Consider the following 26,859-nt stretch of genomic DNA (forward strand, 5'->3'; position numbering starts at 1 on the left):
TACTTTATTCCTTATAGTCCAGAAGATCGCCTATATATCCCGCCCGGCTTGCTTTAATAGCTATTTCCAGGCATTGCGCAAAGTGTTCCTCTCGTGAGGGAACCAAAGTTGCCTGCTCCTTCATCAGCGCCTCGGCATCACTAATACATCCCATCAGCTCAACCTGCGCATCACTCATGCGGTTCATCTCTGGCGCATCAGCAAGTTGTCGACCCGGGTTCCAGGTACCTATTTTCCACACCACCTCGTCATCACGATCTCGCCAGCCCCAGAACAGCGCAATATCGGTGAAAGCCGCCTGCTGCTCTGGCGTCAGGACGTGCTCAAGTAGCGAGGGAAATACGCGATTGTCGTAATAGCGCAGTAAACCGGTTTGCTCTTCCCAGTGAACCTGTGACAGTGCCTGCAAATGGCTACTCAGCAGGTCGAATGCCAGTGGCGATATCAGCAACGTCAATCGCGGCGTCGTGGAGAAGTGTTCCACCAGCTGTTCCAGCCAGCGCTGGTGGCTGCTGATGCTAAAATGCAATCGCATCACCAGCGGTGAATACTCTGGCGTTGCCGCTTCCGGCGTGTTCGCAAACAGCTCGAACCAGCGTAACGGCGGGTTAATTTGGTTCAGCGCCTGTTGCAGCGGCTGTGCTGTGCCAGCCTGATCAACCAGCACATCGAGATAATCCTGTCCGGCAGCAGTGCAAAGCGCGTTAGCCTGTTTCAACCATCCATTATTCATGTCCGTCATCGCTATCCCCTTGGCGCGAAAGCCAGCGCGGCTTCCTGTGCTTTTTTCAGGCACTCTTTGCACACGGATTTAGGCAGATCAGGCAGCGTTGTTTCTTCGCTGGCAGGAGAATTCCAGACATGAACGCCACGGATGCTGGTTTTACCCGGCGAATGAATTTGGATATCACCCTGCGGCGTAATCCTGATGGTTGCGCCGCCACATCCCAGCACAATGCCGTTTTTCGCGGTCAGGCGCAGTTCACCCTGAACGGTCTGGACGCTGATATCTTTCATCGCCGTCAGTCCGAGGGTATCGCCGTGCGATTCCACCGTCAGCGGACCCTGGCCCGACACCATGCGAATCCCTTCCTGCTGCGACAGCAGGGAAATCGCCTGGCTGGCGTTGACCTGAATGCGTTTGCCACTGGCAATGCTGGTTTCCATCTGGCTTTGCAGATGCAGAGTGCTGCCTGAGTTGAGCAGAATGCTTTTGGGGCTGACAACGCCAATGCCTTCTGGCGCACTCAGCAACATGGCAGGGGATTTGAGCTGGTCGACAGCGGCCAGATAAGCCCTGAGATGCGTGACATCAGGCTGGAGATTATGGTGCGACTGAGTGATCGACTGCCAGTCGCTCATCTGGCTGATCGCACCTTTGACCAGGCTTATTGCCGATGTCATTTCCAGTACCGGCCCGGTTGCCATGGCCTGCTTATCAGCCGTCAGGAAAAGGCCCTTGCCGGCTCGCAGCGTACCGGTGCTGTCTGTACGCAGCTCAAACCCTTCGCCGCGCTTGCTACGTGAACTGTCGACGATATGTCCGAGTGAGAGTTGGCTCTTACCGCCAAATTCCGTCGACAGTTTGACGTGTTCATATCCACGGCGATCCTCAAATCGGAGTTTGTTATTCGCCGGCGTCCTCAGCACATTGCGATGATAGTTATAGAGATTGACATGATCTTCATGGCGAGAATCATGCATCGCGCAGAGAATGTAAGGTCTGTCAGGATCGCCGTTGGTGAAGGCAATCATCACCTGCGTTCCAGCTATCAGTGGAAAATGCCAGCCGTAGACATTGCCTGCATAGGGCTTCGCCAGCCGCACCGGTACACTTTCAAAACCAGACTGCCAGGATTCGTTTAGATCGAACTGAAAACGCACCCGATAGCGGCCATGTTCATCAAGTTCTGCATATTGCGCATTTTCTACCGGGCTGGTAACGCGAGCCAGCAGCGTGCCTGCGATGTGCGGCCAGCTTTTCAACGGTGGGCGATAAGTGCTTTGCGGCCGAACGGGCACAGCGGTAAAGCGGATAACATAGGCGGTATCGCGCGAAATACGGGTTGATGAGGTAGACACTACCAGCAGGCCATCCGGCGCATCTGGCCACTCTTTACCTTGTGGCGAGATCACCATGCCCGGACGGATATCCATGCCGTTGCTCATACCGTCGAAAGTGACCTGCTCGGTGATCAGGCGTTCCTGGCGACGTCTGACAAACCACTGTCCCTGTTCCGGTAGAGCCTGGTACTCCTTGCCGAGCAACTGATAGTTTTCACCATAGCGATACAGCTCTCCCGTAAGCGCAGGCTTATCAGGATCGGTTTCCGCTTGCGCCTGCATGTCATTTTGCGCGTTGCGGTAATACTCATCATTGAGTCGTGTGCTGGCGGCAACGGATTGGCGATTAACGGAAATATCCCAGAGAGATTCCAGGCCGCCATCAAATAACCCTGACGGATGGCGAAAGACGATGCTTTGCTCAGCACCATAGGCCTGCGCGCTGTCACCCAGTACCAGCACATCTCGGTGGTTTTCTTCATCCCAGGTGAAGTAATAAAAGACACCAATGCGCGACAGATGACGCTCTATAAAGGCGAGATCGCTCTCCGCATATGAGATATAGAAATCGCGAATAGGATATTGAGTATTCAGGCGAAAGTGATAATCCAGCGAGGAGTATTCCCAGCGTTTAAGGATATCCTCTACCGCACCCGGTACACTTTTATGCTGGTAAACGGCATAGGTCAGGCTGTTTTTTAGCAGCGCAAGGCGCGATTCCAGCTTGACCACATAACGTGTTTGGTCAGCAGAGGATTCGCACTGCTGGAAAGCGGTAACTACACCGCGCAAAATGCGGGGTTCCACTGACTGCCAGGGTTGGCCGTCAGGGTAAAACAATAACTGGGCCGTGCTGTTAATCAGAATATCGGCGGGAATATCGCGTGTAGCACTGGTGAGTTCAATACTGTACTTCCACGGCGAATTTAATGCCTCTTCACCGCTAAAACGCAGCACTGACAAAAGAATATCGGGACGCTGATTTTTCAGCGTCTGGATGCTCAGTTGATAGTGGCTGTATATTGGCGTCTTGCCAGCCGTAATCACAAAATCCCTCTTGCCCATTTACAGATTCCTTCCTGAAATTTGTTTGCCTGAAGCCTACCCTTTGACTAACAGATATTGCAGATGACCGTTCATGATGAAAGTGGCGACAATAATGGCAACCAGCACACTGCTGCGAATAAGCCACGGAGAACGTTGCCAGAACGATGTTTTGTGTTTCGAGCGCTGGATAATTATTGCTGAGTCGGCAGATCCAATCTGCTTCGGCATTAGCGCTTTTAGCTGCTGCATCAGCAACTGGCGCTCCTCATCGTCTTCCGTTCGGTATTTTCCGGCATAACCCAAATGCAACATTCTGTAGTAGCAGCTAATAGCGGCTTGAGCTGTTGCAGGTTCACGAAGCAGATTTTTGACGCGGTCAAAGAATTGCTCACCACCAATGAGGTGCCCGAGAAAGTGCCCCTGCAAAGGTGTGCGTTTCCACCAGGCAGAGATATCAGCTTGCGGAATGGTCATGATCAGTTCGTCGAGAAAGACGCAGTGCGCAAATTTGATTTCTTCGCAGAGAGAAGCGGATGCTCCCGCTGTAGTGAGGTGATGCTGAACCTGTTGAATCGTATTGAAGCAGCGCTGGTAGAGTGCATCATCAACCGTGATGGATTGCCCATTACGGATCGCGAGCGCCAATAGCCAGGTATCCTGCATCAGCTCATCGAGAGTATTCGCTGTGATGTTGTGTTGTGAAAACGTCATGGGCACCTTCCTGGTAACGCCTGAGCATTGTTAATCCATTAATCCAATTACCGATTTCAATCGAGAAATGGCTGTTGCTCTCGCTGCTTACTTAGCCGAGCAAAGGTGGAGTCGCTGCCCTGAAAGAGCGATCTCCACCTACCAACGGCCCTGAGGATATTACAAGGAGTGATAGTTGATCAAACTAACAATTTGAGTTTGTGAAACAGGATTCCAATTTTAAGCAAGGATTTTCACTCGACATTACTAGTAATCCTAATGCGATTCAGTAACTGCGGTTTTTTATTTTACATTCTGATTTTGAAAGATTTTTGATAATTTAATAAAGGGGAAGGCTGTTCTGCGTGAGTAAACATGTGGTGCGAAGATGTGAATGTTGAGGATGAAAATAACGATCGATGAAACGTGATTACGTTAACAGTTTTGGCAGGTTAGGGGACATTGGCAAGGTCTATAAGGTCCAGCAAAAATTTAAGGGCCTGAGGTAGATTGGTATCGCTGAAGTGCGTCGGCAATACATCCCACCACTCAATGTTGTTAAACCACTGCTGAAATATTACTGCCGTTTTAACTCGTTCTTTTTAAGCACTAACTTTTCAATCAACTCATCCAGCCCGCTCTCAACCAGCATCTCCACCGCATCACTCCGTGTCGTTTCACTCAACCGCACAACCTGATCGATTTTCCTCAAAACAGACATACGCAACGACAGCGACACCGCTTTCTTTTTCTCTTTATCCAGAAATACCCGGCTGACGGTTTCGCTCTGTTGCAGTTCGGCATTAAGTTTGAGCGCTTCATTAATATGGCGCAGGCTTTTCTTATCGAGTTTGCCGGGTTCAGTGAGTTGGTAGCAATGGGTGAGGCGGCTGTATTTGATCTCCGCATACCAGGATTCACGCAGCTCTTTTAGCGCACGCGTCAGCGTGGGTTCGGAGCAGTCGAGCGAAGCGAGAATGCGGCTGGATGCGACCGGTTTGCCGCTGCTGAGCAGTGAGGCGAGCATAAATACACGTGTCTGTCGGGTACTGAGTTGCATGGTCGATTGAGGCCTGCGTTAGTGGTCAATGGTCGGTATCGCCCTCCTGGCAAACGGTTTTCGACAGTATCAGAGGGTATTTAAATATCAGGTAAATAGGGTCCGAAAATTCCTACGTCCGGTTTGTGGTTCAGTGGTAACGCGGTGGGCAGGAATGCCCACCCTGCGGGGTTTGTCAGGTTACCAACATCAACGCGCCGTCTGAGCGGGTATCGGGTGCGATGCCGTATTCCTGCGCGCGCGCCAGGATGGCGGCAGCCCAGCGGCGATGCGTCGCCGGTTCGCACATCGCGCCCTGCGATTTGAATACCGCCTGGCTTGAATTGAGGATGCGGAAGGCATCCGCCTGATCGCTGGCGGAAACCATCAACATCTCCTGAATCTTGCCGATCTGGCTCGGGTGAATGGCGGTTTTGCCCACCAAACCGTGCGCGATATCCAGCGCCAGTTCCTGATCCATAATCTGCTGATCGTCGATGTGCTCGCACACCGGCGCGGTCAGCGCAAAATCCCGCGATGCGAATACCGCCACCAGCATTTTGATGGTGTAACCCATCGGGCTGTCATACAGCGTGAAGTGACGTGAACGGCGCAGCGACAGCACATTCATCAAATCGTTACCGCCGATGCGCAGGGCGATCACGCGCTCGCGGCAGGCATGGTTTTGCAGCGTGAGGGCCAGCTCGCGCATCGCCACTACGTCGAACACCTCTTCGGTTTCCAGCGTCGGCATCATGCACAGATGGCTCGGTTCAAGAATCTGCCACCACAGCGGCAAGGAGTCGGCGGTGAATTTCGGCAGCACAAAACCGTCTATCGCGCTGAGGTTGAGGTTTTCCACCAGCCACGCGCCCATTTCGCTGTTACGCGGACGGATAAACACCAGCGGCCACTGCGCGTTGCCATTGGCGCGCTGTTCGGCGTTCAACTCATTTAAGATTTGCTGGAGATTGTGCAGCGCCTGCGGCAAATCCGCATCACTGACCGCATCTTCCAGGCAGATCACCAGCGAGCGCAACCCGCTGATTTTATTGTGCAGAATGGCATCGACGATATCGCTGCGCACCGCCGGCATATACAGCGTTGCGCCCAATCGCCATGGAGAGAGACGGCCGTTCATCACTGCACCTTTTTGATTATCGTCACGGCGCGGTATTGCCCAAGATCGGCTCCCGCTTCTGTGATGGTCAGCCCTTTTTGTTGGGCAAGATAGACCAGCAGCGCCACGTCGGGATCGTCCACCGAACGGACCAGCACCTGATCCGGCACGCGACGTAGCACGGCGCGCGTGGCTTCGGCGATGCCCGGCTTAATGCGGTTGATGCTGTTCACCTGATAACGCGCCGCCAGCATGGCGATCACCGCTTCACTTTGCGCCACCAGTTGCTGCTGATGTTGTGGATCCTGCTGGCACGCGGGCAGGGCGCTGACATCCAGCGATCGCGCATATTCCGCTACAGTGTTCACCAACTGCTGGCTGCAATCGTATTGCGCCAGATGGTCGCACTGCACGCAGCCGTGCAAGCCCGCTTCAGACCACAACGAGCGCGAAATTAACCCTGAAACCGGCGCGCCCATAATGCCAAACGGGATCAGCCAGTCATCATCGCTGGCCGAAAGCCACGCCCGACCGCACGGATCGGCCAGCACCACCAAGCGCGGTTGCGCTGGATAGCCGGGACGATGTTCGAGGCTGCGGATTAGCTCGCCGGTGATGGCGCCTTTGCCGGTCCAGCCATCAACGAAGACAATGCCTGCGGTGCCGTGGCGCGCTTCGATGATCTCCAGCGCGGCCTGATCAATACCGCGATCGCGGATGATGCTGATGCCGTAATGGTAGGATTCGTGGCCCATCGCGCGCAGCGCCTGTTGCAGCATCACGCCGAGCGGCACGCCCGCGCGCACCAGGCTGGCGAGCACAATCGGCGTGTCGCCAAACTGGTGTGCCAGCGTCCGCGCCAGCATGGTGACTTCTTGCGCCAGGCGTCCGGCACCGGCGTCAAGCGCGCGGGAAAACAGCTCAAGGTGCCAGCGCGTCGGTTCCGGTTCCTGGCTCAACATCTCGGAATAGTGGCGCGCGCCGGATTGGATCAACTGCTCTTTTTGCTCCACCGGCGTCATGTCGATTTCAACCGGCTTCAGCAGAAATTCGACGTCGCCGGCTTGGTACGATCCAGAGAAAGGCAAGTTATTCACCATTTGTTTGGTCTCCGAATATTACCTGGTTGATGCGTGCGGCAAACTGGCTCTGACGCGGAATGCCGTACCAACTGCACAGCTTCATAAAGCGGTGATCGCTAAGGCTGTCGCCAAGGCCAATCACCGGGAAAACGCCGCGCTCGTCACGCAGTTTTTCCAGCAGGTAGCTGACGGCTAAGCCTTTTTCTACCACGTTCGGCAGCCAGGCGACGTTGTTGCTGTTGCGATGGATGTAATAGCCGGCGGTGGGGAAGCGTTGCTCGATTTCATCGGCGATGGCGTAAAGCTCTTCGAGGCGCGTGCTGTCGCGGTGCTTCATCACCAGATAGATCGGCGTGACGCCATATTCATAGTTGATGCGCGCCCAGCCGTTGATGTCGCGCTCTGCCATCAGGTCGGTGATCGCCTGCTGCATTGAGAGCAGCGCCGGGCCGTACGGCGTCAGTTTTTCCAGCATCTGCGCGCGCCATTCGGCATCTTCCTCGCCTTGCGGGTTAAGGATCACCGCGCCGTGCGTGGTCACCGCCCACGATCGGAAAGGGATCTGCACGCGGGCAATCTCTTCGGTGCCGCGGGCGGTGACCGGGATCAAATCGGCCTGCTCGATCATCCAGTCAACCAGCATCGACTGCTCTTCAGTCATAAAGCTGCGCGGCTGCAGGCTGAGATCGAGCGCGCCAGTCCGGAACGGCTCAAGATCGAGCTCGTCCACCATTTTGCGGCGCGTCTGAAAAAGCGTGTCGTCAAGGTCGGAAAAAATCACCGGTTTATTCATAGCTGATCACCTCCACCTGTGGCGCAATCTTGGTCAGTGCCGTGGTTAACAGCGGATCCACGCTTTCGACCGGCGTTTCGATGCACAGCAAAATGCGGTCAAACTGCTGATGCGCCACGTTGTAAACGAAGTTGGCGATGCCGAGACCGTAGTTATCACCGAAGGCGATAGCTGATTCGATGGCAAATCCGGTAGCGATTGGCGAGCGCGTGGTGGAGCTGTATTTCACCTCTGCGCCTTGTGCCGCCAGACGTTCAGCCAGCAAGAAGGGTTCCCAGACAAATTCGCTGCTGCCGAGCACGAGGATTTTTTCTCCCGGCTGCGCCTGAATCGCGCAACCCAGATCGCCCGCTGGCGCTGCCATACCAAGTCGGCCCCAGCGCTGTTTGCCGGTGATGGGCACGGTGGCGGCGTCGTTAAGCACCATCGCTGGCATCGGTGGCAGTGCAGCGTCGGGATCCTGCTGCCAGTGCCAGTCGCCTTGCACCAGCGACACGCTGCGCACCGGCACCGGACAGCGCGCGGATAACGCATCGCCGCTCCAGTCGGTGAGCGTGACGGCGATAACCTGCTCGATCTGCGTTAAGCCGCCGTCGTTGCGCAGCGCTTCGAGCAGGTTAATAAAGGTGTTGCCGGTGGTGGCTTCGTCATCAATCATTACCAGCGTGCGCGCGTTGAGCACGCGCTGGCGCAGCTGCGCATCATCGGGCAGGTAGATCAGATGATCGGTGGCGTGGCTGTGATTCTCTTTGAACTCGCACAGCAAATCGGCCTGCTGCGGATGGCGCGTTGAGGTGAGATACACCGGCTCACTGACGTGCTGGCGCACTTCATCAAACACGCCTGCGCCGAGGCCAACGGCGGTTTCCGCCATGCCGATAAACAGCACCGGGCCGTCAGAAAGCTGCGGGAACTGCTCCGCCAGCTGGCGATACACGGCGCGCATTTTCTCCGGCGCCACCGGAATGTGGCGGCCAAGCACTTTACTGACGAACAAAAAAGCGCGCTTGGGATTGCGGCGCTCGGCGATCTCGAACAGATCGTCGATGGCGCTGATGCCGCCGGTTGGCGTAACGCTCAGCGTGCCGCATGACAGCGTCCTGCTCCAAAGTGTGGTCATGGATTGTTCCTTATTGAACCTGGTTGGACAGGACGGGGTTGTACGCCACCACGTCGCTCAGCGCGCGGACGGTGGCTGGCGTGAAGTCGCGGCGGGCGTTGTCGATCACCTGCTGCTGACTGATCAAGCCTAGCTGGCGCAGGGCAAACAAGCCGGGAAGATTGACGCCGCTGAAACGGGTGTAACCAATGCCGCCGGAAGGGCGCATATTGATCTCCAGTAATAGCGGTTTGCCGCTGGCGTCATTGCGCGTCTGCACGTTGATCAATCCATCCGCGCCCATCGCAGCGGCACAGGCTAGCGCCAGCTCAAAGGCTTCGCCGCGGTTTTCCAGATACTGCAGCGCCCCTTCTTTGCGGCGCGCCACGGCGGCCAGCACCTTGCCGTTTTCCGCCAGCATATCAACCGAATATTCCGGGCCCGGCAGATACGGCATCAGGACCAGCGGCTCCATGCTGTCGGCGGCCTCCAGCGCCTGTAAGTAATATTCGGCTTTCACCCGGCGTGCGTCGGGATGGGTAAACGGCGCCATCGGCGAGACGCTTTCATCAAACTGCCAGAATCCCATGCCATAAATACCGGTAACCGGCTTTACGCACAGCGGCAGATCGCCAAAGGGTTTACCGGCGATCAGCTCACGCAACTGTACGGGTGAATCCACGCGCAGTGAAGGCACCACCGGCAAATTCAGGCTTTTCATATGGTGGGCAAACGCGACTTTGTCATCGGCCAGATCCAGCATTACAACATCGCGTGCGCCGGTGGTTAAGCGCGCACCGCTGGCTTCGATAGCGGCGCGATGGGCTTCAAACCAATGAGCATGTCGACCGGTATGGATCGCCTGAATGGCATATTTTTCTACGGTAGAAAGAATAAATTCGAGGCGCTGATTAACATCACCAGGTTCAATTAATGCATGATCCGCCAGAGAAAGTATTTCACTACGCGATTGGCGATGTGATGCATAAATCGACACGTTGTAGTTATGTTTTTTAGCTGCAGATGTTATGCCATTAATTATATCGCGCTGGGAGGATAAACCTTCCATTAGCCAAATTTTGTGAGACATTTCTAATTATTTCCGCAAGAGGCTGGTGGCTGGATTATGGTTTGCGAGTTTATTTCTCACTTCGAAATGAGTCAATCATAATATGATTTTTTACCCTAACGTAACCTTATGAATTTTAATGTAAAGAATTGTCATGTTTAGTGCGTTGCTGGTTCGGGTTGGATTCTTTTAAGTTGTTCTTCTGCAAGGATTTATTGTATTTCATAAAATTGCTGTGAAAATTAATGCTGAACATGAATATCCTCATGTTATGATTTTGCCCTCATGGAATTTGTTGCAAATATAAAACCCTTTTCAAACCTGTTTGAAGGAATTATGACATGGTTTCATTAAGCAAGAATCAGACGGTTTCACTCAGCAAACAAACCGCTTCGCTGAATAAATTACATTTCGGCTTAGGCTGGGATCCCATTAAAAAGAAAGGCTTCATGGGCAAGCTTTTTGGTGGTGGCAGCGATTCCATCGATCTGGATGCCAGCTGCGTATTATTGGATCAATCCGGTCATGCCATTGATACCATCTGGTTCCGCGCATTAACCTCCAAATGTGGTGCGGTGAAACACAGCGGCGATAACCGTACCGGCGAAGGCGATGGCGACGATGAAGTGATCATCGTTGAGTTGTCACGTCTGCCAGCCAATGTTGAGTATCTGGCGTTCACCGTGAACAGCTTCCAGGGTCAAACCTTCAACGAAGTGGAAAATGCCTTCTGCCGCGTGGTAGATCAAAACGGCAAAGAGCTGGCGCGCTATGAGCTGACTGAGCAAGGCAGCCATACCGGCATCGTGATTGCTTCGCTGCACCGCAACGGCGGACTGTGGGACTTCACGGCGCATGGCCGCGCGAGTGCCGGCCGTACCATTGACGCGATGCAAAACGACATCGTTGCCGCAGTGGTGCGCTAATGAATATGACGCCGGGGAGCAATGCTCCCGTTCCCGCTAATCTGCTGACGGTGCGCGTACTCGCTGGCGCCGCAGTTGATGCTTCGGCCTTTCGTCTGTTCGCCAGCGGCAAAGTCAATGGCGATGCCGATATGGTGTTCTACGGTCAGCCGGATAACGATGACCGCACCATCAGCCTGAAAAGCGAAGGGCACAACTCCGCCTTCTCTGTCGATCTCACCCGCTTGCGTCCTGACGTGCAGAAAGTGGCCTTTACTGTTACCTGTGACGGCGGCCGCAACGTGTCGGGTTTGCAACGCCTGGCGATTCAGGTGGAGCAGGGCGGCGAAGTGCTGCTGAACGGCAGCGTGGAGTTGGTGGGACGTCAGGAAGCGGCGTTGATCCTCGGCGAACTTTACCGTCGCAATAATGAGTGGAAATTCCGCTTTATTGCGCAGGGTTTCAACGGCGGCTTAAAGCCGCTGGCGGAACATTTTGGTGTGGATGTGGCTGAACCCGCGCCTGCCCCAACGCCTGCACCGCAGACGGCACCGGCTCCAGCACCGACACCCGCGCCGGCAAAAATCAATCTGAGCAAAGTGTCTCTTACCAAAGAGAAGCCAGCCATCAGCCTGACCAAGCGCGATAACTTCGGTGAGATTCGTATCAATCTGAATTGGCACCGTGAAACCAGCAGCGGTGGCGGCGGGTTGCGCGGATTGTTCGGCGGCAACAAAGGCGTGGATCTCGATCTCGGCGCCTTCGTTGAGCTGCAAGACGGTTCGCGCGGTGTGATCCAGGCGCTGGGCGGCAATTTTGGCGCCATGCATGCCAAACCTTTCGTACACTTGCAGGGCGACGATCGTACCGGCGAAGTGACCGACGGCGAATGGCTGCACATCAACGGTCGCGAATGGAGTCAGATTCGCGAAGTATTAATTTTCGCCTTCATCTATCAAGGTGCGGCGAGCTGGGACAAAACGGATGGCGTAGTCACGCTGCACATTCCAGACCAGCCTCCGATTGAAACGCGTATGACTGAAGGGGAGAACCGCCGCAACATGTGTGCGATTGCTCGCCTGGTCAATGAGAACGGCAGTATCCGCGTCGAGCGTATCAATCAGTTCTTTAACGGGCATTCCGATATGGACAAAGCTTTCGGTTGGGGATTCAACTGGCGAGCCGGCTCCAAATAATAACAGACAGAGGATTCACTATGAGCTTTTTCAACAAGGTCAAAGGGGCATTTAATTCCGGCCGCGATGAATTAACCAAACAGGTTAGCCGCTTTAAGAACAAGAAATTTATGCAAGGCACCGTCGCGGTGTGCGCACGCATTGCGGTGGCAGACGGCGGCGTGAGCGCGGAAGAGAAGCAGAAGATGATCGGTTTTCTGCGCGCCTCCGAAGAGTTGAAAGTCTTTGATACCAATGAAGTGATTGAGTTCTTCAACAAGCTGGTGAGCAGCTTTGATTTCGATCTGGAAATTGGCAAGGGCGAAACCATGAAGCACATCATGGCGTTGAAAGATCAGCCGGAAGCCGCACAGTTGGCGATCCGCGTAGGTATTGCTGTCGGTAAGAGTGATGGTGATTTTGATGCTGACGAGCAGAAAGCGGTGCGCGAAATCGCCGTCGCTTTGGGCTTTGATCCAGCAATATTTGGTCTGTAATTTTTTATCTTTTAAGGGTTCATCATGGTGTCTACGCACATTGGCTTCCCAACTGAAACTGTCGCGGTTTTCATCGCGCTGTCGGTGGGCGCTATTTTTATCGACCTGTTCATGCACCGCGGCGACAAGCCGATTTCGCTGAAAAGCGCGGCGCTGTGGTCGGTGTTCTGGGTGGCGGTGGCGATGGGTTTCGCCGGCTTCCTCTATATCCATCACGGCGCTGAAGTTGCCAGCCTGTTCGTGACCGGTTACGCGCTGGAGAAAGTGCTCTCCGTCGATAACCTGTTTGTAATGATGGCGATCTTCTCGTGGTTTGCCGTTCCGGACCGCTATCGTCACCGCGTGCTCTACTGGGGCATCATCGGTGCCATCGTTTTCCGTGGCATTTTCGTGGCGATCGGTACCGGCTTGCTGAGCCTCGGTCCGTATGTCGAAATCGTGTTTGCGCTGATCGTCGCGTGGACGGCGGTGATGATGCTGAAAAGCGGCGATGACAGCGACGAGATCGAAGATTACTCGCAGCACCTTGCTTATCGCATGGTGAAGCGCTTCTTCCCAATCTGGCCAAAAATGCGCGGTAACGCCTTCCTGCTGAATCAGAAGGAAGTTGATGAAGAGCTGCAGAAGCCAGAAAACAAAGACGTAGTGATTGGTCGCGGCAAGAAAGCGGCGCTGTATGCCACGCCGTTGATGCTGTGTGTGGCGGTGGTTGAACTCTCTGACGTGATGTTCGCCTTTGACTCCGTGCCGGCGATTATCGCAGTAAGCCGTGAACCGCTGATCGTTTATAGCGCCATGATGTTCGCCATCCTCGGCTTGCGTACACTGTACTTCGTACTTGAAGCATTGAAGCAGTATCTGGTTCACCTCGAGAAAGCCGTCATCGTGCTGCTGTTCTTCATCGCGGTGAAACTGGGTCTGAATGCTACCGATCATATCTGGCATCACGGCTACAGCATCTCTGCTAGCGCCAGCCTGTTTGTGGTACTCGGCGTGTTAGCGGTCGGTATCGTGCTCAGCGTGATGTTCCCCGGTAAACCCGAGGAAAAAGAAGAGAGCTGATCTTCTGCCAGTAATGTGTCTGAAAAATCATTAACCATGAGGTAATTACAATGAGCGTTTCTCTTTCTAAAGGCGGTAACGTTTCGCTTAGCAAAGCGGCACCAACCATGAAAAACGTCCTCGTTGGCCTTGGCTGGGATGCACGTTCCACCGATGGTCAGGACTTTGACCTTGATGCGTCAGCGTTCTTGCTGTCCGCCAGCGGCAAAGTCCGCGGCGATGCTGACTTTATTTTCTACAACAATCTGGTCTCTTCAGACGGTTCCGTTTCCCACACCGGTGACAACCGTACTGGTGCAGGCGATGGCGATGATGAATCGCTGAAAATCAAACTGGATTTGATTCCGGCTGACGTCGACAAGATTGTGTTTGTGGTCACCATCCACGATGCGCAGACCCGTCGTCAGAGCTTTGGCCAGGTTTCCGGCGCGTTTATCCGCCTGGTCAACGATGACGACCGCAGTGAAGTGGCGCGTTACGATTTGACCGAAGATGCCTCCACCGAAACCGCGATGCTGTTTGGTGAGCTGTACCGTAACGGTGCCGAGTGGAAATTCCGCGCGGTAGGCCAGGGTTATGCCGGCGGCCTCGCTTCGGTATGTGCTCAGTACGGTATCAACGCGTCTTAATTATCACGGGCAGCTTCGCGCTGCCCGCATCATCCAATTAAAAGCAGGAGCTTTAAAATGGCAGTTTCTCTGGTAAAAGGCGGTAACGTTTCCCTGACTAAAGAAGCACCAACCATGAATGTTGCCATGGCGGGTCTGGGTTGGGATGCACGTGTAACAGATGGTCAGGATTTCGACCTCGACGCGTCAGTGTTTATGGTCGGTGACGACGGTAAAGTGCTGAGCGATGCCAGCTTCATCTTCTTCAACAACAAGCAGAGCGCTTGTGGTTCCGTTGAGCATCAGGGCGATAACCGCACCGGTGCCGGCGATGGCGATGACGAGCAGGTTAAAATTACCCTGTCTAAAGTACCGGCTGAGGTGAAGAAGCTGGTCTTCGCAGTGACCATTTATGATGCAGAAGCGCGTAAGCAGAACTTCGGCATGGTGAGCAACAGCTTCATGCGTATCTTCAACAATGACAACGGCGCTGAAATCGCCCGTTTCGACCTGTCTGAAGATGCTTCTACCGAAACCGCGATGGTGTTCGGTGAGCTGTATCGCAACGGTGCCGAGTGGAAATTCAAAGCCGTTGGTCAGGGCTTCGCAGGCGGCCTGTCAGCGCTGGCTTCGCAGCACGGCGTGAGCGTCTGATTTAAAGCATTGCTTACAAAGCCCCGGCTGGTCCGGGGCTTTTTAATATCTAAAGGACGCATCCTAACAGGAGGTTAAAACTATGATGTTACAACCGGGCCAGAACCTGCCGCTGAACACCACTGAACTAACGTTGCGCCTGCACTATGCTGCTTCACCCATGTTGCGCGGCGATGTGGATACCAGCGTTTTCCTGCTCAATGCCGCTGGCAAAGTAAGTGGCGATGCCGATTTCATCTTCTTCAATCAGCCCGCAACCGCTAATCGCAGCGTGGTTATGCAGAGCACGCCGCAAGGCTGCACCATCAATCTGGATCTGACTAAGATTGCCGCCAGCGTCAGTAAAATTGCCGTCACCTTAGTGATTGACGGCGATGGGGCGATTAATGCACTCAACAGCCTGACCATAACCGCCGAAAATATTGCCCAGTTCAGCCCGGAAACGTTCGGGCGTGGTGAGAAGGCGCTGATTCTGGCCGAGGTTTATCGTCACAATGGCGGCTGGAAACTGCGCGCGCTGGGACAGGGATTTAACGGCGGGCTCGAACCACTGGCGCGTCATTATGGCGTGGATATCGCCCAGCCCGATACTCAACCAGCCGCGCCAACGGTGGTGAGCCTGGAGAAAAAGCTGCAACAGAAAGCGCCACGATTAGTGAGCCTGGCGAAAAACGCCAGCGTTAGCCTGAGCAAATACCAGCTACAAACGGTGAAAGCGAAGGTGGCATTTGTACTGGATGCTTCGGGTTCGATGAAAGGGCAGTTTAGTAAGGGCAACGTGCAGGCCGTATTAGATCGCATTGCGGTGCTGGCGGCGCAGTTTGATGATGACGGTTCGATGGATGTCTGGGGCTTCGGCCAGCAGCACGCGAAATATCCCGATGTAACCCTGGATAATCTCGATGGCTACATCGCCAGCATCCAGCGTGGCGGCAAGAAATCGGCGTGGGAGATTTTACCTGGGCTAGGCGGCACTAATAATGAACCGCCGGTCATGGAAGAGCTGATTGATACCTTTAGGCACAGCGATCTGCCGGTGTACGTGGTTTTCATTACCGACGGCGGCATCAGCAAAACCCGCGCCATCAAAGAGGCGATTCGCCGCTCGGCTAACTATCCCATCTTCTGGAAGTTTGTCGGCCTCGGCGGCAGTAATTATGGCATTTTGCAGGATTTGGATAACTTCAACGATCGCCGCATCGACAATACCCATTTCTTCGCCATCGACAACTTTGCCAGCCTGGCGGAAGATCGTTTATATGATCTGCTGCTGGAGGAGTTTAAGCCGTGGCTGGATGCGGCAAAGGCTGACCGGATTTACTGATCAGCCCGAATTGTGCGGCTAGGGATCCAGACGCAGCATGCGCAGTTTTTCCATTGGCACGCGGCGTTTTTTCCACGTTGGATGGAAATGACGCCAGTGTGGATCCTGCGCGGCGGCCAGTAACTCAAAATCACCGCGTGTATCGCCCCAGGCGCGCAGGTGATAGTTATGCAGCGGGCCGTAAACGCTTTCCAGTCGTTTGACCTTTTGCCCGCAGCGGCAGTTATGACCGGTAATTTTTCCAGTAAGAATGCCATCAACGACTTCTAATTGGGTACCGATCAGATTGATGCCCAGACGCTCGGCGAACGGTTCTAACACCATCGCTGGCGAGGCGGAACAGATGGTCACTTCGGCGCTGGAGTTCACTTCGGCGGCAACCGCCAATAGCCCGGCGGGGCGCATCAGCTTATTCCAGTTTGCCGCGCAGAAAAGTTGCGCCTGCTGGCGAATCCATTGCTCCTCAACGCCGGTTAAAAAGGTGTGAATCAACACTTCTTTTAGCTCATCACGCGTTAGCTTTTTCCGCATGCAGCGCAGCGTTGGGAATGCCAGTTTGGCAATTTTGCGTGCGAACGTGCGTTTGCCAAAGCTGAAGCGCAGAAAGGGGATGAAGCTGTCGTGAATGGTCAGCGTGCCGTCAAAATCGAAGACTGACAGAACCTGATTTTCACGCGCTAAGGAGGATTCCATGGACATGTTGTTCTCTTTTGTCGCAAGCCGTAATCAATGCCACGATGATAGCAAATGGCTGGCTGATATTCTCATGCGTGAATGCGGCTACCGATAAACGGTAGCCGTTTGAAACGCTTACTCGCGGATTTTGCCCTCTTCCTCGCGGGTTTTACCTTCTTCGATAAACTCTTCGTCGATCTCTTCAGAGTTCTCACGGTTATCGCGACCGGAGAGCAGATTCCAGCAGGCAATAAACAGCGCGGCGATCAGCGGACCAATCACGAAGCCGTTGATGCCGTACACTTCCATGCCGCCCAGCGTAGAGATCAGGATCAGATAGTCCGGCATTTTGGTGTCTTTACCGACCAGCAGCGGACGTAGGATGTTATCCACCAGCCCAACCACCACCACGAAGAAGCCAATCAGGAACAGCGCTTTCCAGATGGCGCTGGTGGCGAAGAAGAAGATGGTTGCCGGTACCCAGACAATGGCAGAACCAACTGCCGGAATCAGCGACAGGAACGCCATCAAGGTGCCCCACAGCAAGCTGCCGTCAATGCCGGTGATCCAGAAGGCGATGCCGCCCAGCACACCTTGTACTACCGCAACCACCACCGTGCCTTTGACCGTGGCGCGCGATACCGCTGCGAACTTCATCATCAGGTGATGTTTCACGTAGGTTGAAAGCGGCAGCGCTTCCAGAATCAAATTCACCAGCCAGGCGCCATCTTTCAGCAGGAAGAACAGCAGATAGAGCATCACGCCAAAGCCAACGGTAAAGGTGAACGTGCCTTTACCGATCAGAAATACGCTGCCCGCCATGTACTGGCCGCCTTTCAGCGCAAAACCAGAGAGCTTCTGCTGAATCTCTTGCGCGTTGTTCAGGTTGTTATCGGCGAGATAGTTGCGTGCCCAGGAAGGCAGATGCTGCAGCAGATCGGCAAACACCGCAGGGAACTGCGCGGAGTTGTTCTGCAGCTTGGTGTACACGGTGTTAACTTCAACCACCATCGAAGAGGTGATCAGCGCCAGCGGCGTGAACACAATCAGGCAGATAATCAGCAACGTAGCGAACGAAGCCAGACCGTTACGATCGCCCATTTTACGGCGCAGCAGCGACTTCAGTGGATGGAAGATCACCGCCAGAATCGCGGCCCAGAAAATGGCAGAAAAATAGGGTGTCAGCACATCAAAAAAGGCGAAGGTGACGATCGCCAAAATAACGATAAAGAAGCCTAAATTAAGTCCTTTAATACGCATTACATAGTCTCGTCAGTAGATAGGGCGAATGAACTATAGAACGCTTAACGGGGAAAGTAATGTTTTTAGGATCGATGGTTCGCTCAAGCTCGTGAAGAGAGCAGACATAGGATGTCCCGATTTGTCCGCCTGATGTCTGTTCACTGGCTGGCGCGGCAGCAATATTACGGTGATGATGGTGGCTGAAACTCACCGGAGGAAATCATGCTGGAACTACGTCCTAACTGCGAATGCTGCGATAAAGATCTGCCGCCGGAGTCGCTTGAGGCGCGCATCTGTTCATTTGAATGCACGTTCTGTGTGGCGTGCGCGGAAGGTATCCTGGCGCAGCGCTGCCCGAATTGCAGCGGTGAACTGGTTCGTCGACCGATTCGTCCTGCTGCGGCGTTAGCGCGTCATCCTGCATCGACCACACGACATTTATCGGCGTCAGGGACCCGCTGAATCAGCTCAGGTAGCTGCGATTCGGCAAACACCTCAATGCCGTGCTGGCGCAATAATGCCGCGGCGACGCCCTGACCGGGCTGCTGCTGACCGCGAAAACTGCCGTCATAAATGCGTTGGCTGCCGCAGGTTGGACTGCCGTCGGTGAGCAGGGCAAAGCGACAGTGCGCATCTTGCGCCGCGCGCAGTGCTAACCACGCCGCCAGCACGTAATGCTGCGTCACATCGCGGCCATCCGATTCTAAAATACGCGCCGCGCCAGATAATACCTGTTCTGCGCTGCCACCGTGAATTTCTGCGGGTAATCGTGGCGTGTTTAAGCCCGCAGCTATTTCGGGACAATGGATGATTAGACGTTGCTCGCTGCGCCAGCGAGCCAGCAGGTCTGAGATCAGCGCTTTATCGCTGTCGTTATAGCGCACGGCGTATCCCATCAGACAGGCACTGACTAATATTCTTTCCATGTAAACGTTTTCCTTAAATAACGACGCTGTCGAGATCACAGTATTAACGCGTTGCGCAACAGAGGATATATTAAGCGCGATATTAATCACTGGCGTGAATTAATGGGGCTGATAGGGATTTTAGCGTAATAATGGCGAGCGATTGATGAATAACACTGAAGTCAGATTGTAAAATGCAGCTCGCAAAGCGAGAGATGAGGTAAATTCATTGATTTTATAAGTTATTTTACTTTTTTATTAAAGCGTTAATGTTGCTTTTTGACAGGTGCATTTATGTCATAGTGAATCTGGTCAGAGCACAGACCTTATTTTTCCTGAAACAACGTTTCGCAAAATATTATTTCTTCGGTCGATTAATTTTTACGTATTTTTCTGAAAAATAGCCCTTTTCAAAAGAATTTTTCAATTTTAAATGGTATTGTTTACCGGCAATGCTAGTGATGTGGCGTTGTGTGCTTCAGTTTTACCCTCACTTTTGCAGGGTTTACCCCTTTATGCAATTTATGGAAATTGAATTATCCTCCCGATCCTTGCGATCGGGTTTTTCTTTATATTTCCCGCAATCTCCGCAATAAACGCTAATGCGTCTCTTCGATCCAGTTAATGTCAGAAAATACACAATCGTTAAGAAAGTGATAAGTTGACGTAATTTCCTGTAAGTATCCGGTTTTTAAGAGTTTTGGAAATGCTTTTCTGTCTCCATTTAATAAATAGTAATGCTCAACGGCACCGCAACCGCCGTTATCATTGGAGGCAACACCATGAAAAAAACAACACTAAGTCTTATTGCGTCATTTATTGCATGCAGCACACTGTTTTCCAGCGTCTCTTGGGCAGACGGCCCAGGTGACCAGCGCTGGCAGTCGCACGGCGGCGACCAGCATCAGGACCACGGACGTGGACCGGATCGTGGCGGCGACCGCGGACCGAATCGCGGTGATAATCACGACCGTGACCACGATCGCGGCCCTGGCCCGGATCGTCACGACCGTTACGCTGACCATCGGATGCCGGAAGGACATCGTGGCGGCGATCGCTTCGCCTGGGGCGGCCATGATTTCCGTCGCGGCTATCCGGCACCGCCGGAGTTTCGTGGTCCGCACTATCGCGTAGATGACTGGCGCGACCGTGGTCTGTATGAGCCACCGCGCGGTGAACATTGGGCTTACATCGATGGTAATTACGTGCTGGTGGCCGCAGCAACCGGCATCATCACCGCGATTCTGCTCAACGGCACCTTCAACTAATTGCTGCTAAAAAAAGGTGGCGAGCGCCACCTTTTCAATGGAGAGATCATGCCTGAGTTCAATAGATGAACGTTTGCAATTCTTCTGGTTTATCCTGCGCTACAAACGCCATCACACCGCCCATCGATGAAACGTTGTGAATAAGCTCTGAATGTTCCAGAGATGCGATTGCAGGCAAGTCTTCAGCTTCGTTATTGAGTAGCGCAGGTTGTGTATCGCTCAAGAGATCGGTCGCCGATAATTCAAATGAATCAATGGTGTACATAGAAGGCTCATCCTGAATGGTTAACGGTTCACCAATCGTGATATTGAAGGTGTCGGTGTGTTTATCGCTGGAGCGCACAGTCAGGACATGTTCTCCGTCAGCGAGTGACTTTTGCGCTTTTAAATACCATCGTCCACTCTCATTGATACCCGCATGACCGAGCGAGCGGCCGCGTTCGTCAAGGACTTCAACTTGCGTATTAGGCGTACCAAATCCTAAGATGATCAAATCATTACCAATGATGTTTCCACCGTCAGTTTCATAATGGTGTAAATCAAAATACGCATCACTTACCGCAGAAATACCTACTGACTTATGATCAACAACAAAGTTAAATGACTCTGATGTACCGTCTGAGCTTTTCACAGTAAGAGCGTGCTCGCCATTACCAAATTTAAGATCATGAATGAACCATTTCCCAATATCAGTCACTACGGCAGTCGTCATTAATTTTCCATTGTCATAGATTTCAACAACGGTGAAAGGGGTTGCCTCGCCCGAAAGTCTCAAATAGGGATCATGCACTGTTGCTCCCTGGTGAATATCCAGATTGGTAATATTCCCCCAGCTTTCCTGAATATGTTCCAGCGTAGGGGCAACCGGTGAAATCGCGGGATTAGGAATCGGTTCAGGTAACGGTGTGAGATCGCGGCTTTCATCACGAATCGGTTTTGGCAATGGCACCAGGCCGTAGTCCGGAATCTGCTCGTGGATCGGTTTCGGCAGCGGTACCAGGCCGTAGTCCGGATTCTGCTCGTGGATCGGTTTCGGCAGCGGTACCAGGCCGTAGTCCGGAATCTGCTCGTGGATCGGTTTCGGCAGCGGCACCAGGCCGTAGTCCGGAATTTGCTCGTGGATCGGTTTCGGCAGTGGCACCAGGCCGAAGTCCGGAATCTGCTCGTGGATTGGTTTCGGCAGCGGCACCAGGCCGTAGTCCGGAATCTGCTCGTGGATCGGTTTCGGCAGCGGCACCAGGCCGTAGTCCGGATTCTGTTCGTGGATCGGTTTCGGCAATGGCACCAAGCCGAGATCCGGAATCTTTTCGAAGATGGGTTCAGGTAATGGCGTTACTTCATTCTCACGCACAATGTGCAGATTGAATGACGCACTGATTGTGTCTGCAGAATAACCAAAACCAAAGTTATGATCTCCCTCCTTTAAATCCGCCTTAAACCACCATTGGCCCATCTTATTAGCCTTAACACTGCCAATTAATTCGCCATTATCAAATATATAAACATTGGCAAATTTTTTCGCCAAGCCAGTGAATCTTGGTGAGCTGTTCGATATGGTATCGCCGTCCTTTAACATCACTAAATCATTATTCGTATAGTCAGTAGCATAAGAAAGGGTAACCGGCGTGTCAGCGGCAGGATTACGAACATCGATAATCACGGAAATTGAGCTTTCCTTCGATATTTCATCGATCACTTTCAGCTGGTGATGACCCGGTCCAAATGCGTGCAGGTTATAACTCCACTCACCCACACTATTAACAAAGACGCCATCAAGAAATTTATCGCCATCAAAAATAAATAACGTTGAGCCAGGTTGTCCCCTGCCTGTCAGAATGAGATTTCCGCTACTGGATGAACCGCCTTCAAGCGGAATCTCCTCCATTCTCAAGGGCTCTTCCGACAGGATTTTTTCAATGGTAGGTTGAACAGGTACGCCGATAAACGGTGGATGCCAGGCATGAGGTTGCATCTTAGCCGACTCGGCGATGTAATAACTACTGCCAGCCATAGAATTATGCATAGTTGAACGTGTATTTTTCATGTAAAAAACCCCTTATTTCAATAGGTTAAACTATAAAGCAAAGAGGATTGTTACCTGATGTGATAATACTTTCTAGCAGTACTGTCTCAATTCCATCTACTGGGCGCTGAGCTCCCAACAAATGATTTCCAATGCTAAAAGGAGCATCAATGAAAGCGGTAAAAATGGTGGCGGTGGATAAAGACGGCACCTTTCTCGACGACAATAAACAGTACAATCGCGCGCGTTTTAACGCCTGCTATCAGGAAATGAAGCAGCGCGGCATCAAGTTTGTGGTAGCCAGCGGCAACCAGTATTACCAACTCAAATCCTTCTTCCCTGAGATCGCCAGCGAAATTGCCTTCGTGGCGGAGAACGGCGCGTGGATTATCGATCGTGATGAAGAGTTATTCTGCGGCGAGTTCTCCCGCCAGGATATTGATGCGGTGCTGGAAACGCTGCACAACGGTAATTATCCCGAACTGCGCTACATCCTGTGCGGACGCGACAGCGCGTACTACTTCGAAGGCCTTGATGAAAAGTGGCTGGTGAAAATGCGTCACTATTGCCATCGCCTGAAGGCGATTCGCAGCCTCGATGAAGTGGCGGGCGATAAGCTGTTCAAGTTCGCGCTGAATCTGTCTGATGATTACGTGGAACCGCTGATGGCGGACATTGAGCGTTTGCATCAGGGGGCGGCCGCCGCCACGTCCAGCGGTCATGGATCGGTGGATTTGATCGTGCCGGGCAACCATAAAGGTCACGGCCTCGATCTGCTGGGCAAACGCTGGGGCATCGAACGCAGTGAAATTCTGGTGTTTGGCGACGGCGGTAACGATCTCGAAATGCTGCAGCAGTCTGGCTTCAGCTTTGCCATGGCGAATGCACCGCAGAAGGTCAAAGATGCGGCCCGCTTTGAAGCGCCGGGTAATAACGACGAGGGCGTTTTACAGGTGATTGAGCAGATGCTGGCCGGTAAACCGCCGTTTGTCATCTGATCGTCATTTTTAGCTGAATTTAATCCTTGCTTTGCCGATATTCGATTGTGACGGAACGCACAATTCGCCGCTGAGCGGCACTTCTTATCTCAATCGTTAATGCAGTCGGTTAGAAAGGATAAATTATGTTGCCAACCCGTTTGGCTGCCCGCATGACGCTGGGTGGCCTGCTATTACTGTGCGTCACCACCGCAGTCGTATTTTCCGTTCTGTTGTTGCGCGGTCAGCCGCGCGTCATCGAAGCCAGCCATACGCTGATTGAGCAGGCCGGTAGCAATCTGGTCAGCCAATTAAATCAGCAGCTGGTGCGCATTGAAGGCGAGGCCGTCAGCATGGCGCGCCTTGCTGAAGTGTTGCCGCACGATGCCACGCTGTGGCAGCAAAGCTTCCCACAAATCATCAACAGCAGCGGCAATAAAACCATTGCCGGCGGCGGCGTGTGGCCGGAACCCGATGCGTTTAGCGCCGGTGTGCAACGTCGTAGCTTCTTCTGGGCGCGACAGGGTGATGGCGCGCTGGCCTATTCCGATGACTACAACCTGCCTGCGGGCAACGGCTATCAACAGGAAAGCTGGTACAGCGCGGTGCGTAACGGACCGCGCGATCGTTGCGGTTGGTCGGAGGTTTATCAGGATCCGGTCTCCGGTGTGAAAATGGTGACCTGCAGCGTGCCGTATGCGGCGGGCGATCGGTTTGCCGGTGTCGCAACGCTGGATGTGCAGCTGGATAATCTTGCGGGCTTTATGCAGCAGAAAGGGCAGGTGACGGGCGGTTATGCCTTTGCGCTCGATAGCGCGGGCAATCTGCTCTATTACCCAGGCCAGGATATGAAATCGCTCACCACCTTGAGCAGCCTGGCGGAAAAATCCAGCTGGCTGGCGCCGCTGGCCGCCCGTATCACCCAGTTGAAGGGCGATGGCGATGTATTACAACTGTCGGATTTTGCAGACGGCTACTTGCACAACAGCGCGCAGGTGACGCTGTTCCGCATGCCCGGCACCGGTTGGGTGATTGGCCTGGTAACGCCGGAAAGTGCCGTCAGCGGCCTGGCGCGTACCATGATGCGCGACATTTTCACCTTCCTGATTCCGGCGATGATCGTGCTGCTGCTGTTAACCTGGGCGTTTACCCAACGCATCGGCCAGCGCCTGAAGGCTACACATGCGGCGCTGGATGAGATTGCCAATGGCGATGGCGACTTGACCCGCCGTTTGACCAAAAGTGGGCGCGATGAGCTGGCGGATATTGCCGGTGCGTTCAACAGCTTTGTCGATAAGATCGCTGGCGTGATTACCCGCGTGCAGGGCAGCGGCGAAACGGTGGCGGCCAACGCATCGGGATTAGCGCACAGCAACACCGCGCTGTCGGAGAAAATCGCTGAGCAGGCTGCGGCGCTTGAGCAGAGTGCGGCGGCGATGGAGCAGCTTAACGCCACCGTGCAGCAAAACGCTGAAAATACCCGACTGGCCGATGCTGCCGCCGAACAGACCGCGCAGATTGCCCGCAGCAGCAGCGAAGTGATGGGCGAAGTGGTGAGCACCATGGGCGCTATTCAATCCTCGTCGCGCCGCGTGGCGGAGATTCTGACGGTGATTGACAGCATCGCGTTTCAAACCAACATCCTTGCCCTGAATGCGGCGGTGGAAGCGGCACGCGCTGGTGAGCAAGGGCGTGGTTTTGCGGTGGTGGCATCTGAAGTGCGGGCCTTAGCCCAGCGCAGCGCCACGGCGGCGCAGGAGATCAAAGCGCTGATTGCCGATTCCGATAGCAACGTGCTGGCCGGCAGTAAACTGGTGGAAGGCGCGGGGCAGCAGCTTTCGCAACTGGTTTCCGACGTGCATAAAGTGAAGCAGGTAGTCAGCGAGATGCGCGTGGCCGGTGATGAGCAGAGCAAAGGTATCGCGGAAGTGACGCTGGCCGTATCGCAAATGGAGCGCGGTATTCAGCAAAACCTGATGCTGGTGACGCAAACCGCCGAAAATACCCAGGCGCTGCGTGATGAAGCGGCGCAGCTGGCGCAAGAGATGGCGATGTTTAAAGTGGCTGAGCAATAAAAATCGGGCAGCGTCGGCTGCCCGTTATCATTTAGACGATGCGCCAGGCGGCGGCGATCATCTCGGTTAACGTCGGTGCGTCGTAGCTGACCCAACCGTTTTTGCTGTTAGCTCGTGACACAATCCAGTCAACGTCGGTGGCTGACAGCGTTGGGCCCTCTAACCAGAACGGCACGATCGCCTGCTGCTGGATCCAGGCTTTCAACGCCAGCGCGGGCGGCGCGGGATCGTCCGGCAGCAGCTGTTGGCCGAACTGCGCCATCAAACGTTGCTGTTCAGCATGCTCGGTTTCTGCCAGCACCTCGAGGAACGGGAACAGTAAACGTCCGCACACTTCGCCGTGATGGAACGGCTTGATCGCCCCCAACTCACCGGCAATGCCATGGATCACGCCCAATCCGGCGCTGCTCAGACACACGCCACCCAACCATGACGCCATCATCATCGCTTCGCGCGCGGCATCTCCACGCTCGTCGTCACGGTTTAAATCTGGCCAGGCCTGGAAGAACAGTCGCAGCCCATTAAGCGCAGTTTGCTGGGTGAACAAATTGCCTTTGCGCGACAGATAGGCTTCGAAAAGATGGGTGAAGGCATCGATGGCGCAGGTTGCCAGCACGCTGTCGGGCGCGCCTTTTAGCAGATCAGGATCGAGAATTGCGACCTGCGGCACAAACACCGGATGGCGCAGCGACGCTTTGACCTGAATATGCTGCTGATCGGTCACCACTGCGTTCTGCGTGGCTTCGCTGCCGGTGCCGGCCGTGGTGGGAATGGCGATCAGCGGCAAGGTCACCGCTTGCACTGGCGTATCACCGACTTTCTCCAGATAGCGCGCGGTATTCAGCGGGTGCTGCATCATCGCGCTAAAGGCTTTAGCCGCATCCAGCACGCTGCCGCCACCAATCGCCACCACGCGATCAACATGGCCGCGCCAGCGTCGCACCCAGCCATCAATCTCATCTGGCGAGGCTTCATGGCTGACAATCTCGTAACCGATGATGTGATCGTTGAGCGCGGCACCTAAGCGCGTCCAGGCCGGACCATTCAGGAATGAGCGGCCGCAAAACAGCAGCGTCGGCTGGGTATTGGCCGCCAGCAACGGAATCAGTTGGTCAATGCTGCCGCGCCCAAACAGGGTTTGTTGATTACTGTACAACTCGATCAGATTCTCACTCACCTGCACGTCCTTCTTGTTTGGCTCAAAGACCTAAGTGTAACCATAAGCCATGACACTCCCGCTGCAAACATTCTGATAACCCGCTGGCAAAAAGTTGATCACCTTCGCAAAACAGAAATTCCGCTGCGGCGCCAGGTGCTTTGTACGCAATGTTACCCTTAACATGATACCCGTAACATTGCTCAGCAGGATGTTTACTGTGGTGCACGTTGTTGATTCTCATGTCCTCTGGGATAACCAAAATAAACCGCTGCCGGTAACTTACCGTGCGCAAAAGTGGAGAAAAATT

The 26,859-nt window shown here is 53.9% G+C and carries 25 protein-coding genes; 11 read left to right on the forward strand and 14 right to left on the reverse strand.

What is annotated here, in order from left to right; translation table 11 throughout:
• Positions 1-4 precede the first annotated feature (4 nt).
• The 9 genes from K5Y32_RS01270 to K5Y32_RS01310 all read right to left on the reverse strand — a co-directional run bounded on the left by K5Y32_RS01270 (position 5) and on the right by K5Y32_RS01310 (position 10,024).
• Complete coding sequence (locus K5Y32_RS01270; protein ID WP_222181597.1) at positions 5-742, reverse strand: DUF4123 domain-containing protein; 738 nt, start codon at positions 740-742, stop codon at positions 5-7.
• Between the two features lie 2 nt (positions 743-744).
• Positions 745-3,129 carry a type VI secretion system Vgr family protein gene (locus tag K5Y32_RS01275; RefSeq protein ID WP_222181598.1) on the reverse strand — a complete coding sequence of 795 codons (2,385 nt, stop codon included), beginning with the start codon at positions 3,127-3,129 and terminating at the stop codon, positions 745-747.
• A gap of 36 nt (positions 3,130-3,165) precedes the next feature.
• Positions 3,166-3,822 carry a type VI secretion system protein TssL, short form gene (gene tssL / locus K5Y32_RS01280; RefSeq protein WP_222181599.1) on the reverse strand — a complete coding sequence of 219 codons (657 nt, stop codon included), beginning with the start codon at positions 3,820-3,822 and terminating at the stop codon, positions 3,166-3,168.
• 556 nt (positions 3,823-4,378) lie between these two features.
• Complete coding sequence (locus K5Y32_RS01285) at positions 4,379-4,861, reverse strand: tellurium resistance protein TerW (protein ID WP_222181600.1); 483 nt, start codon at positions 4,859-4,861, stop codon at positions 4,379-4,381.
• Between the two features lie 175 nt (positions 4,862-5,036).
• A complete protein-coding gene (locus tag K5Y32_RS01290) occupies positions 5,037-5,981 on the reverse strand; it encodes an HpcH/HpaI aldolase/citrate lyase family protein (RefSeq protein ID WP_222181601.1) in 945 nt (314 codons plus the stop codon).
• Entirely contained in the window at positions 5,981-7,060 is a 1,080-nt protein-coding gene (locus tag K5Y32_RS01295; RefSeq protein ID WP_222181602.1) for a cysteine protease StiP family protein, read from the reverse strand. Before K5Y32_RS01295 ends, K5Y32_RS01290 begins: the two co-directional genes overlap by 1 nt.
• Complete coding sequence (locus K5Y32_RS01300; RefSeq protein WP_222181603.1) at positions 7,050-7,835, reverse strand: hypothetical protein; 786 nt, start codon at positions 7,833-7,835, stop codon at positions 7,050-7,052. The genes K5Y32_RS01295 and K5Y32_RS01300 overlap by 11 nt, the downstream gene beginning before the upstream one ends.
• Positions 7,828-8,955, reverse strand: coding sequence for a phosphoribosyltransferase domain-containing protein (locus K5Y32_RS01305; protein ID WP_222181604.1), 1,128 nt, complete (start codon positions 8,953-8,955; stop codon positions 7,828-7,830). The genes K5Y32_RS01300 and K5Y32_RS01305 overlap by 8 nt, the downstream gene beginning before the upstream one ends.
• Positions 8,956-8,965: 10 nt before the next feature.
• Positions 8,966-10,024: an ATP-grasp domain-containing protein gene (locus tag K5Y32_RS01310; protein WP_222181605.1), complete on the reverse strand. Its 1,059-nt coding sequence runs from the start codon at positions 10,022-10,024 to the stop codon at positions 8,966-8,968.
• A 320-nt stretch (positions 10,025-10,344) separates the two neighbouring features.
• Between K5Y32_RS01310 and K5Y32_RS01315 the strand changes: the two genes are divergently transcribed.
• From K5Y32_RS01315 to K5Y32_RS01345, 7 genes are all read left to right on the forward strand, one after another.
• Positions 10,345-10,929, forward strand: a complete 585-nt coding sequence (locus tag K5Y32_RS01315; protein WP_101763278.1) for a TerD family protein — start codon at positions 10,345-10,347, stop codon at positions 10,927-10,929.
• On the forward strand, positions 10,929-12,104 hold the full coding sequence (locus tag K5Y32_RS01320) for a TerD family protein (protein WP_222181606.1): 1,176 nt from the start codon (positions 10,929-10,931) through the stop codon (positions 12,102-12,104). The genes K5Y32_RS01315 and K5Y32_RS01320 overlap by 1 nt, the downstream gene beginning before the upstream one ends.
• A gap of 20 nt (positions 12,105-12,124) precedes the next feature.
• Positions 12,125-12,580 carry a tellurite resistance TerB family protein gene (locus K5Y32_RS01325; RefSeq protein WP_192236653.1) on the forward strand — a complete coding sequence of 152 codons (456 nt, stop codon included), beginning with the start codon at positions 12,125-12,127 and terminating at the stop codon, positions 12,578-12,580.
• Between the two features lie 24 nt (positions 12,581-12,604).
• A complete protein-coding gene (locus K5Y32_RS01330; protein WP_217547281.1) occupies positions 12,605-13,642 on the forward strand; it encodes a TerC/Alx family metal homeostasis membrane protein in 1,038 nt (345 codons plus the stop codon).
• A 50-nt stretch (positions 13,643-13,692) separates the two neighbouring features.
• On the forward strand, positions 13,693-14,271 hold the full coding sequence (locus K5Y32_RS01335) for a TerD family protein (RefSeq protein WP_008103744.1): 579 nt from the start codon (positions 13,693-13,695) through the stop codon (positions 14,269-14,271).
• Positions 14,272-14,328: 57 nt separating this feature from the next.
• Complete coding sequence (locus K5Y32_RS01340) at positions 14,329-14,904, forward strand: TerD family protein (protein WP_222181607.1); 576 nt, start codon at positions 14,329-14,331, stop codon at positions 14,902-14,904.
• Between the two features lie 82 nt (positions 14,905-14,986).
• Positions 14,987-16,228, forward strand: coding sequence for a VWA domain-containing protein (locus K5Y32_RS01345; protein ID WP_222181608.1), 1,242 nt, complete (start codon positions 14,987-14,989; stop codon positions 16,226-16,228).
• An 18-nt stretch (positions 16,229-16,246) separates the two neighbouring features.
• Here K5Y32_RS01345 and K5Y32_RS01350 read toward each other — a convergent pair whose 3' ends face one another.
• Positions 16,247-16,927, reverse strand: coding sequence for an HAD family hydrolase (locus K5Y32_RS01350; protein WP_222181609.1), 681 nt, complete (start codon positions 16,925-16,927; stop codon positions 16,247-16,249).
• Between the two features lie 111 nt (positions 16,928-17,038).
• On the reverse strand, positions 17,039-18,163 hold the full coding sequence (locus K5Y32_RS01355) for an AI-2E family transporter (protein WP_176971344.1): 1,125 nt from the start codon (positions 18,161-18,163) through the stop codon (positions 17,039-17,041).
• Between the two features lie 204 nt (positions 18,164-18,367).
• On the opposite strand from K5Y32_RS01355, the gene K5Y32_RS01360 reads away from it, so the two are divergent.
• Positions 18,368-18,607, forward strand: coding sequence for a DUF1272 domain-containing protein (locus tag K5Y32_RS01360; RefSeq protein ID WP_222181610.1), 240 nt, complete (start codon positions 18,368-18,370; stop codon positions 18,605-18,607).
• Here K5Y32_RS01360 and K5Y32_RS01365 read toward each other — a convergent pair.
• Positions 18,559-19,071, reverse strand: a complete 513-nt coding sequence (locus K5Y32_RS01365; protein WP_222181611.1) for a DUF523 domain-containing protein — start codon at positions 19,069-19,071, stop codon at positions 18,559-18,561. The genes K5Y32_RS01360 and K5Y32_RS01365 overlap by 49 nt on opposite strands.
• A gap of 761 nt (positions 19,072-19,832) precedes the next feature.
• Here K5Y32_RS01365 and K5Y32_RS01370 point away from each other — a divergent pair.
• A complete protein-coding gene (locus tag K5Y32_RS01370; protein WP_222181612.1) occupies positions 19,833-20,318 on the forward strand; it encodes an RcnB family protein in 486 nt (161 codons plus the stop codon).
• Between the two features lie 58 nt (positions 20,319-20,376).
• Here K5Y32_RS01370 and K5Y32_RS01375 read toward each other — a convergent pair whose 3' ends face one another.
• Entirely contained in the window at positions 20,377-22,362 is a 1,986-nt protein-coding gene (locus tag K5Y32_RS01375) for a hypothetical protein (RefSeq protein WP_222181613.1), read from the reverse strand.
• Positions 22,363-22,511: 149 nt separating this feature from the next.
• Here K5Y32_RS01375 and K5Y32_RS01380 point away from each other — a divergent pair, with 149 nt between their 5' ends.
• Positions 22,512-23,339, forward strand: a complete 828-nt coding sequence (locus K5Y32_RS01380; protein ID WP_222181614.1) for a Cof-type HAD-IIB family hydrolase — start codon at positions 22,512-22,514, stop codon at positions 23,337-23,339.
• A 125-nt stretch (positions 23,340-23,464) separates the two neighbouring features.
• On the forward strand, positions 23,465-25,393 hold the full coding sequence (locus tag K5Y32_RS01385) for a methyl-accepting chemotaxis protein (protein WP_192236650.1): 1,929 nt from the start codon (positions 23,465-23,467) through the stop codon (positions 25,391-25,393).
• Positions 25,394-25,424: 31 nt separating this feature from the next.
• Here K5Y32_RS01385 and K5Y32_RS01390 read toward each other — a convergent pair whose 3' ends face one another.
• Positions 25,425-26,576: an iron-containing alcohol dehydrogenase gene (locus K5Y32_RS01390; protein ID WP_233501651.1), complete on the reverse strand. Its 1,152-nt coding sequence runs from the start codon at positions 26,574-26,576 to the stop codon at positions 25,425-25,427.
• Between the last annotated feature and the right edge of the window lie 283 nt (positions 26,577-26,859).

Origin of the sequence: Pantoea sp. DY-15 (assembly GCF_019795935.1) — a bacterium.
GTDB classification, from domain to species: Bacteria; Pseudomonadota; Gammaproteobacteria; order Enterobacterales; family Enterobacteriaceae; genus Pantoea; species Pantoea leporis.

What these genes read in the sequence shown, in the direction of transcription:
- K5Y32_RS01270 (WP_222181597.1), bottom strand. Translation starts at nt 742, where the DNA reads ATGACGGACATGAATAATGGATGGTTGAAACAGGCTAACGCGCTTTGC.
- K5Y32_RS01275 (WP_222181598.1), bottom strand. Translation starts at nt 3,129, where the DNA reads ATGGGCAAGAGGGATTTTGTGATTACGGCTGGCAAGACGCCAATATAC.
- tssL (WP_222181599.1), bottom strand. Translation starts at nt 3,822, where the DNA reads ATGACGTTTTCACAACACAACATCACAGCGAATACTCTCGATGAGCTG.
- K5Y32_RS01285 (WP_222181600.1), bottom strand. Translation starts at nt 4,861, where the DNA reads ATGCAACTCAGTACCCGACAGACACGTGTATTTATGCTCGCCTCACTG.
- K5Y32_RS01290 (WP_222181601.1), bottom strand. Translation starts at nt 5,981, where the DNA reads ATGAACGGCCGTCTCTCTCCATGGCGATTGGGCGCAACGCTGTATATG.
- K5Y32_RS01295 (WP_222181602.1), bottom strand. Translation starts at nt 7,060, where the DNA reads ATGGTGAATAACTTGCCTTTCTCTGGATCGTACCAAGCCGGCGACGTC.
- K5Y32_RS01300 (WP_222181603.1), bottom strand. Translation starts at nt 7,835, where the DNA reads ATGAATAAACCGGTGATTTTTTCCGACCTTGACGACACGCTTTTTCAG.
- K5Y32_RS01305 (WP_222181604.1), bottom strand. Translation starts at nt 8,955, where the DNA reads ATGACCACACTTTGGAGCAGGACGCTGTCATGCGGCACGCTGAGCGTT.
- K5Y32_RS01310 (WP_222181605.1), bottom strand. Translation starts at nt 10,024, where the DNA reads ATGTCTCACAAAATTTGGCTAATGGAAGGTTTATCCTCCCAGCGCGAT.
- K5Y32_RS01315 (WP_101763278.1), top strand. Translation starts at nt 10,345, where the DNA reads ATGGTTTCATTAAGCAAGAATCAGACGGTTTCACTCAGCAAACAAACC.
- K5Y32_RS01320 (WP_222181606.1), top strand. Translation starts at nt 10,929, where the DNA reads ATGAATATGACGCCGGGGAGCAATGCTCCCGTTCCCGCTAATCTGCTG.
- K5Y32_RS01325 (WP_192236653.1), top strand. Translation starts at nt 12,125, where the DNA reads ATGAGCTTTTTCAACAAGGTCAAAGGGGCATTTAATTCCGGCCGCGAT.
- K5Y32_RS01330 (WP_217547281.1), top strand. Translation starts at nt 12,605, where the DNA reads ATGGTGTCTACGCACATTGGCTTCCCAACTGAAACTGTCGCGGTTTTC.
- K5Y32_RS01335 (WP_008103744.1), top strand. Translation starts at nt 13,693, where the DNA reads ATGAGCGTTTCTCTTTCTAAAGGCGGTAACGTTTCGCTTAGCAAAGCG.
- K5Y32_RS01340 (WP_222181607.1), top strand. Translation starts at nt 14,329, where the DNA reads ATGGCAGTTTCTCTGGTAAAAGGCGGTAACGTTTCCCTGACTAAAGAA.
- K5Y32_RS01345 (WP_222181608.1), top strand. Translation starts at nt 14,987, where the DNA reads ATGATGTTACAACCGGGCCAGAACCTGCCGCTGAACACCACTGAACTA.
- K5Y32_RS01350 (WP_222181609.1), bottom strand. Translation starts at nt 16,927, where the DNA reads ATGTCCATGGAATCCTCCTTAGCGCGTGAAAATCAGGTTCTGTCAGTC.
- K5Y32_RS01355 (WP_176971344.1), bottom strand. Translation starts at nt 18,163, where the DNA reads ATGCGTATTAAAGGACTTAATTTAGGCTTCTTTATCGTTATTTTGGCG.
- K5Y32_RS01360 (WP_222181610.1), top strand. Translation starts at nt 18,368, where the DNA reads ATGCTGGAACTACGTCCTAACTGCGAATGCTGCGATAAAGATCTGCCG.
- K5Y32_RS01365 (WP_222181611.1), bottom strand. Translation starts at nt 19,071, where the DNA reads ATGGAAAGAATATTAGTCAGTGCCTGTCTGATGGGATACGCCGTGCGC.
- K5Y32_RS01370 (WP_222181612.1), top strand. Translation starts at nt 19,833, where the DNA reads ATGAAAAAAACAACACTAAGTCTTATTGCGTCATTTATTGCATGCAGC.
- K5Y32_RS01375 (WP_222181613.1), bottom strand. Translation starts at nt 22,362, where the DNA reads ATGAAAAATACACGTTCAACTATGCATAATTCTATGGCTGGCAGTAGT.
- K5Y32_RS01380 (WP_222181614.1), top strand. Translation starts at nt 22,512, where the DNA reads ATGAAAGCGGTAAAAATGGTGGCGGTGGATAAAGACGGCACCTTTCTC.
- K5Y32_RS01385 (WP_192236650.1), top strand. Translation starts at nt 23,465, where the DNA reads ATGTTGCCAACCCGTTTGGCTGCCCGCATGACGCTGGGTGGCCTGCTA.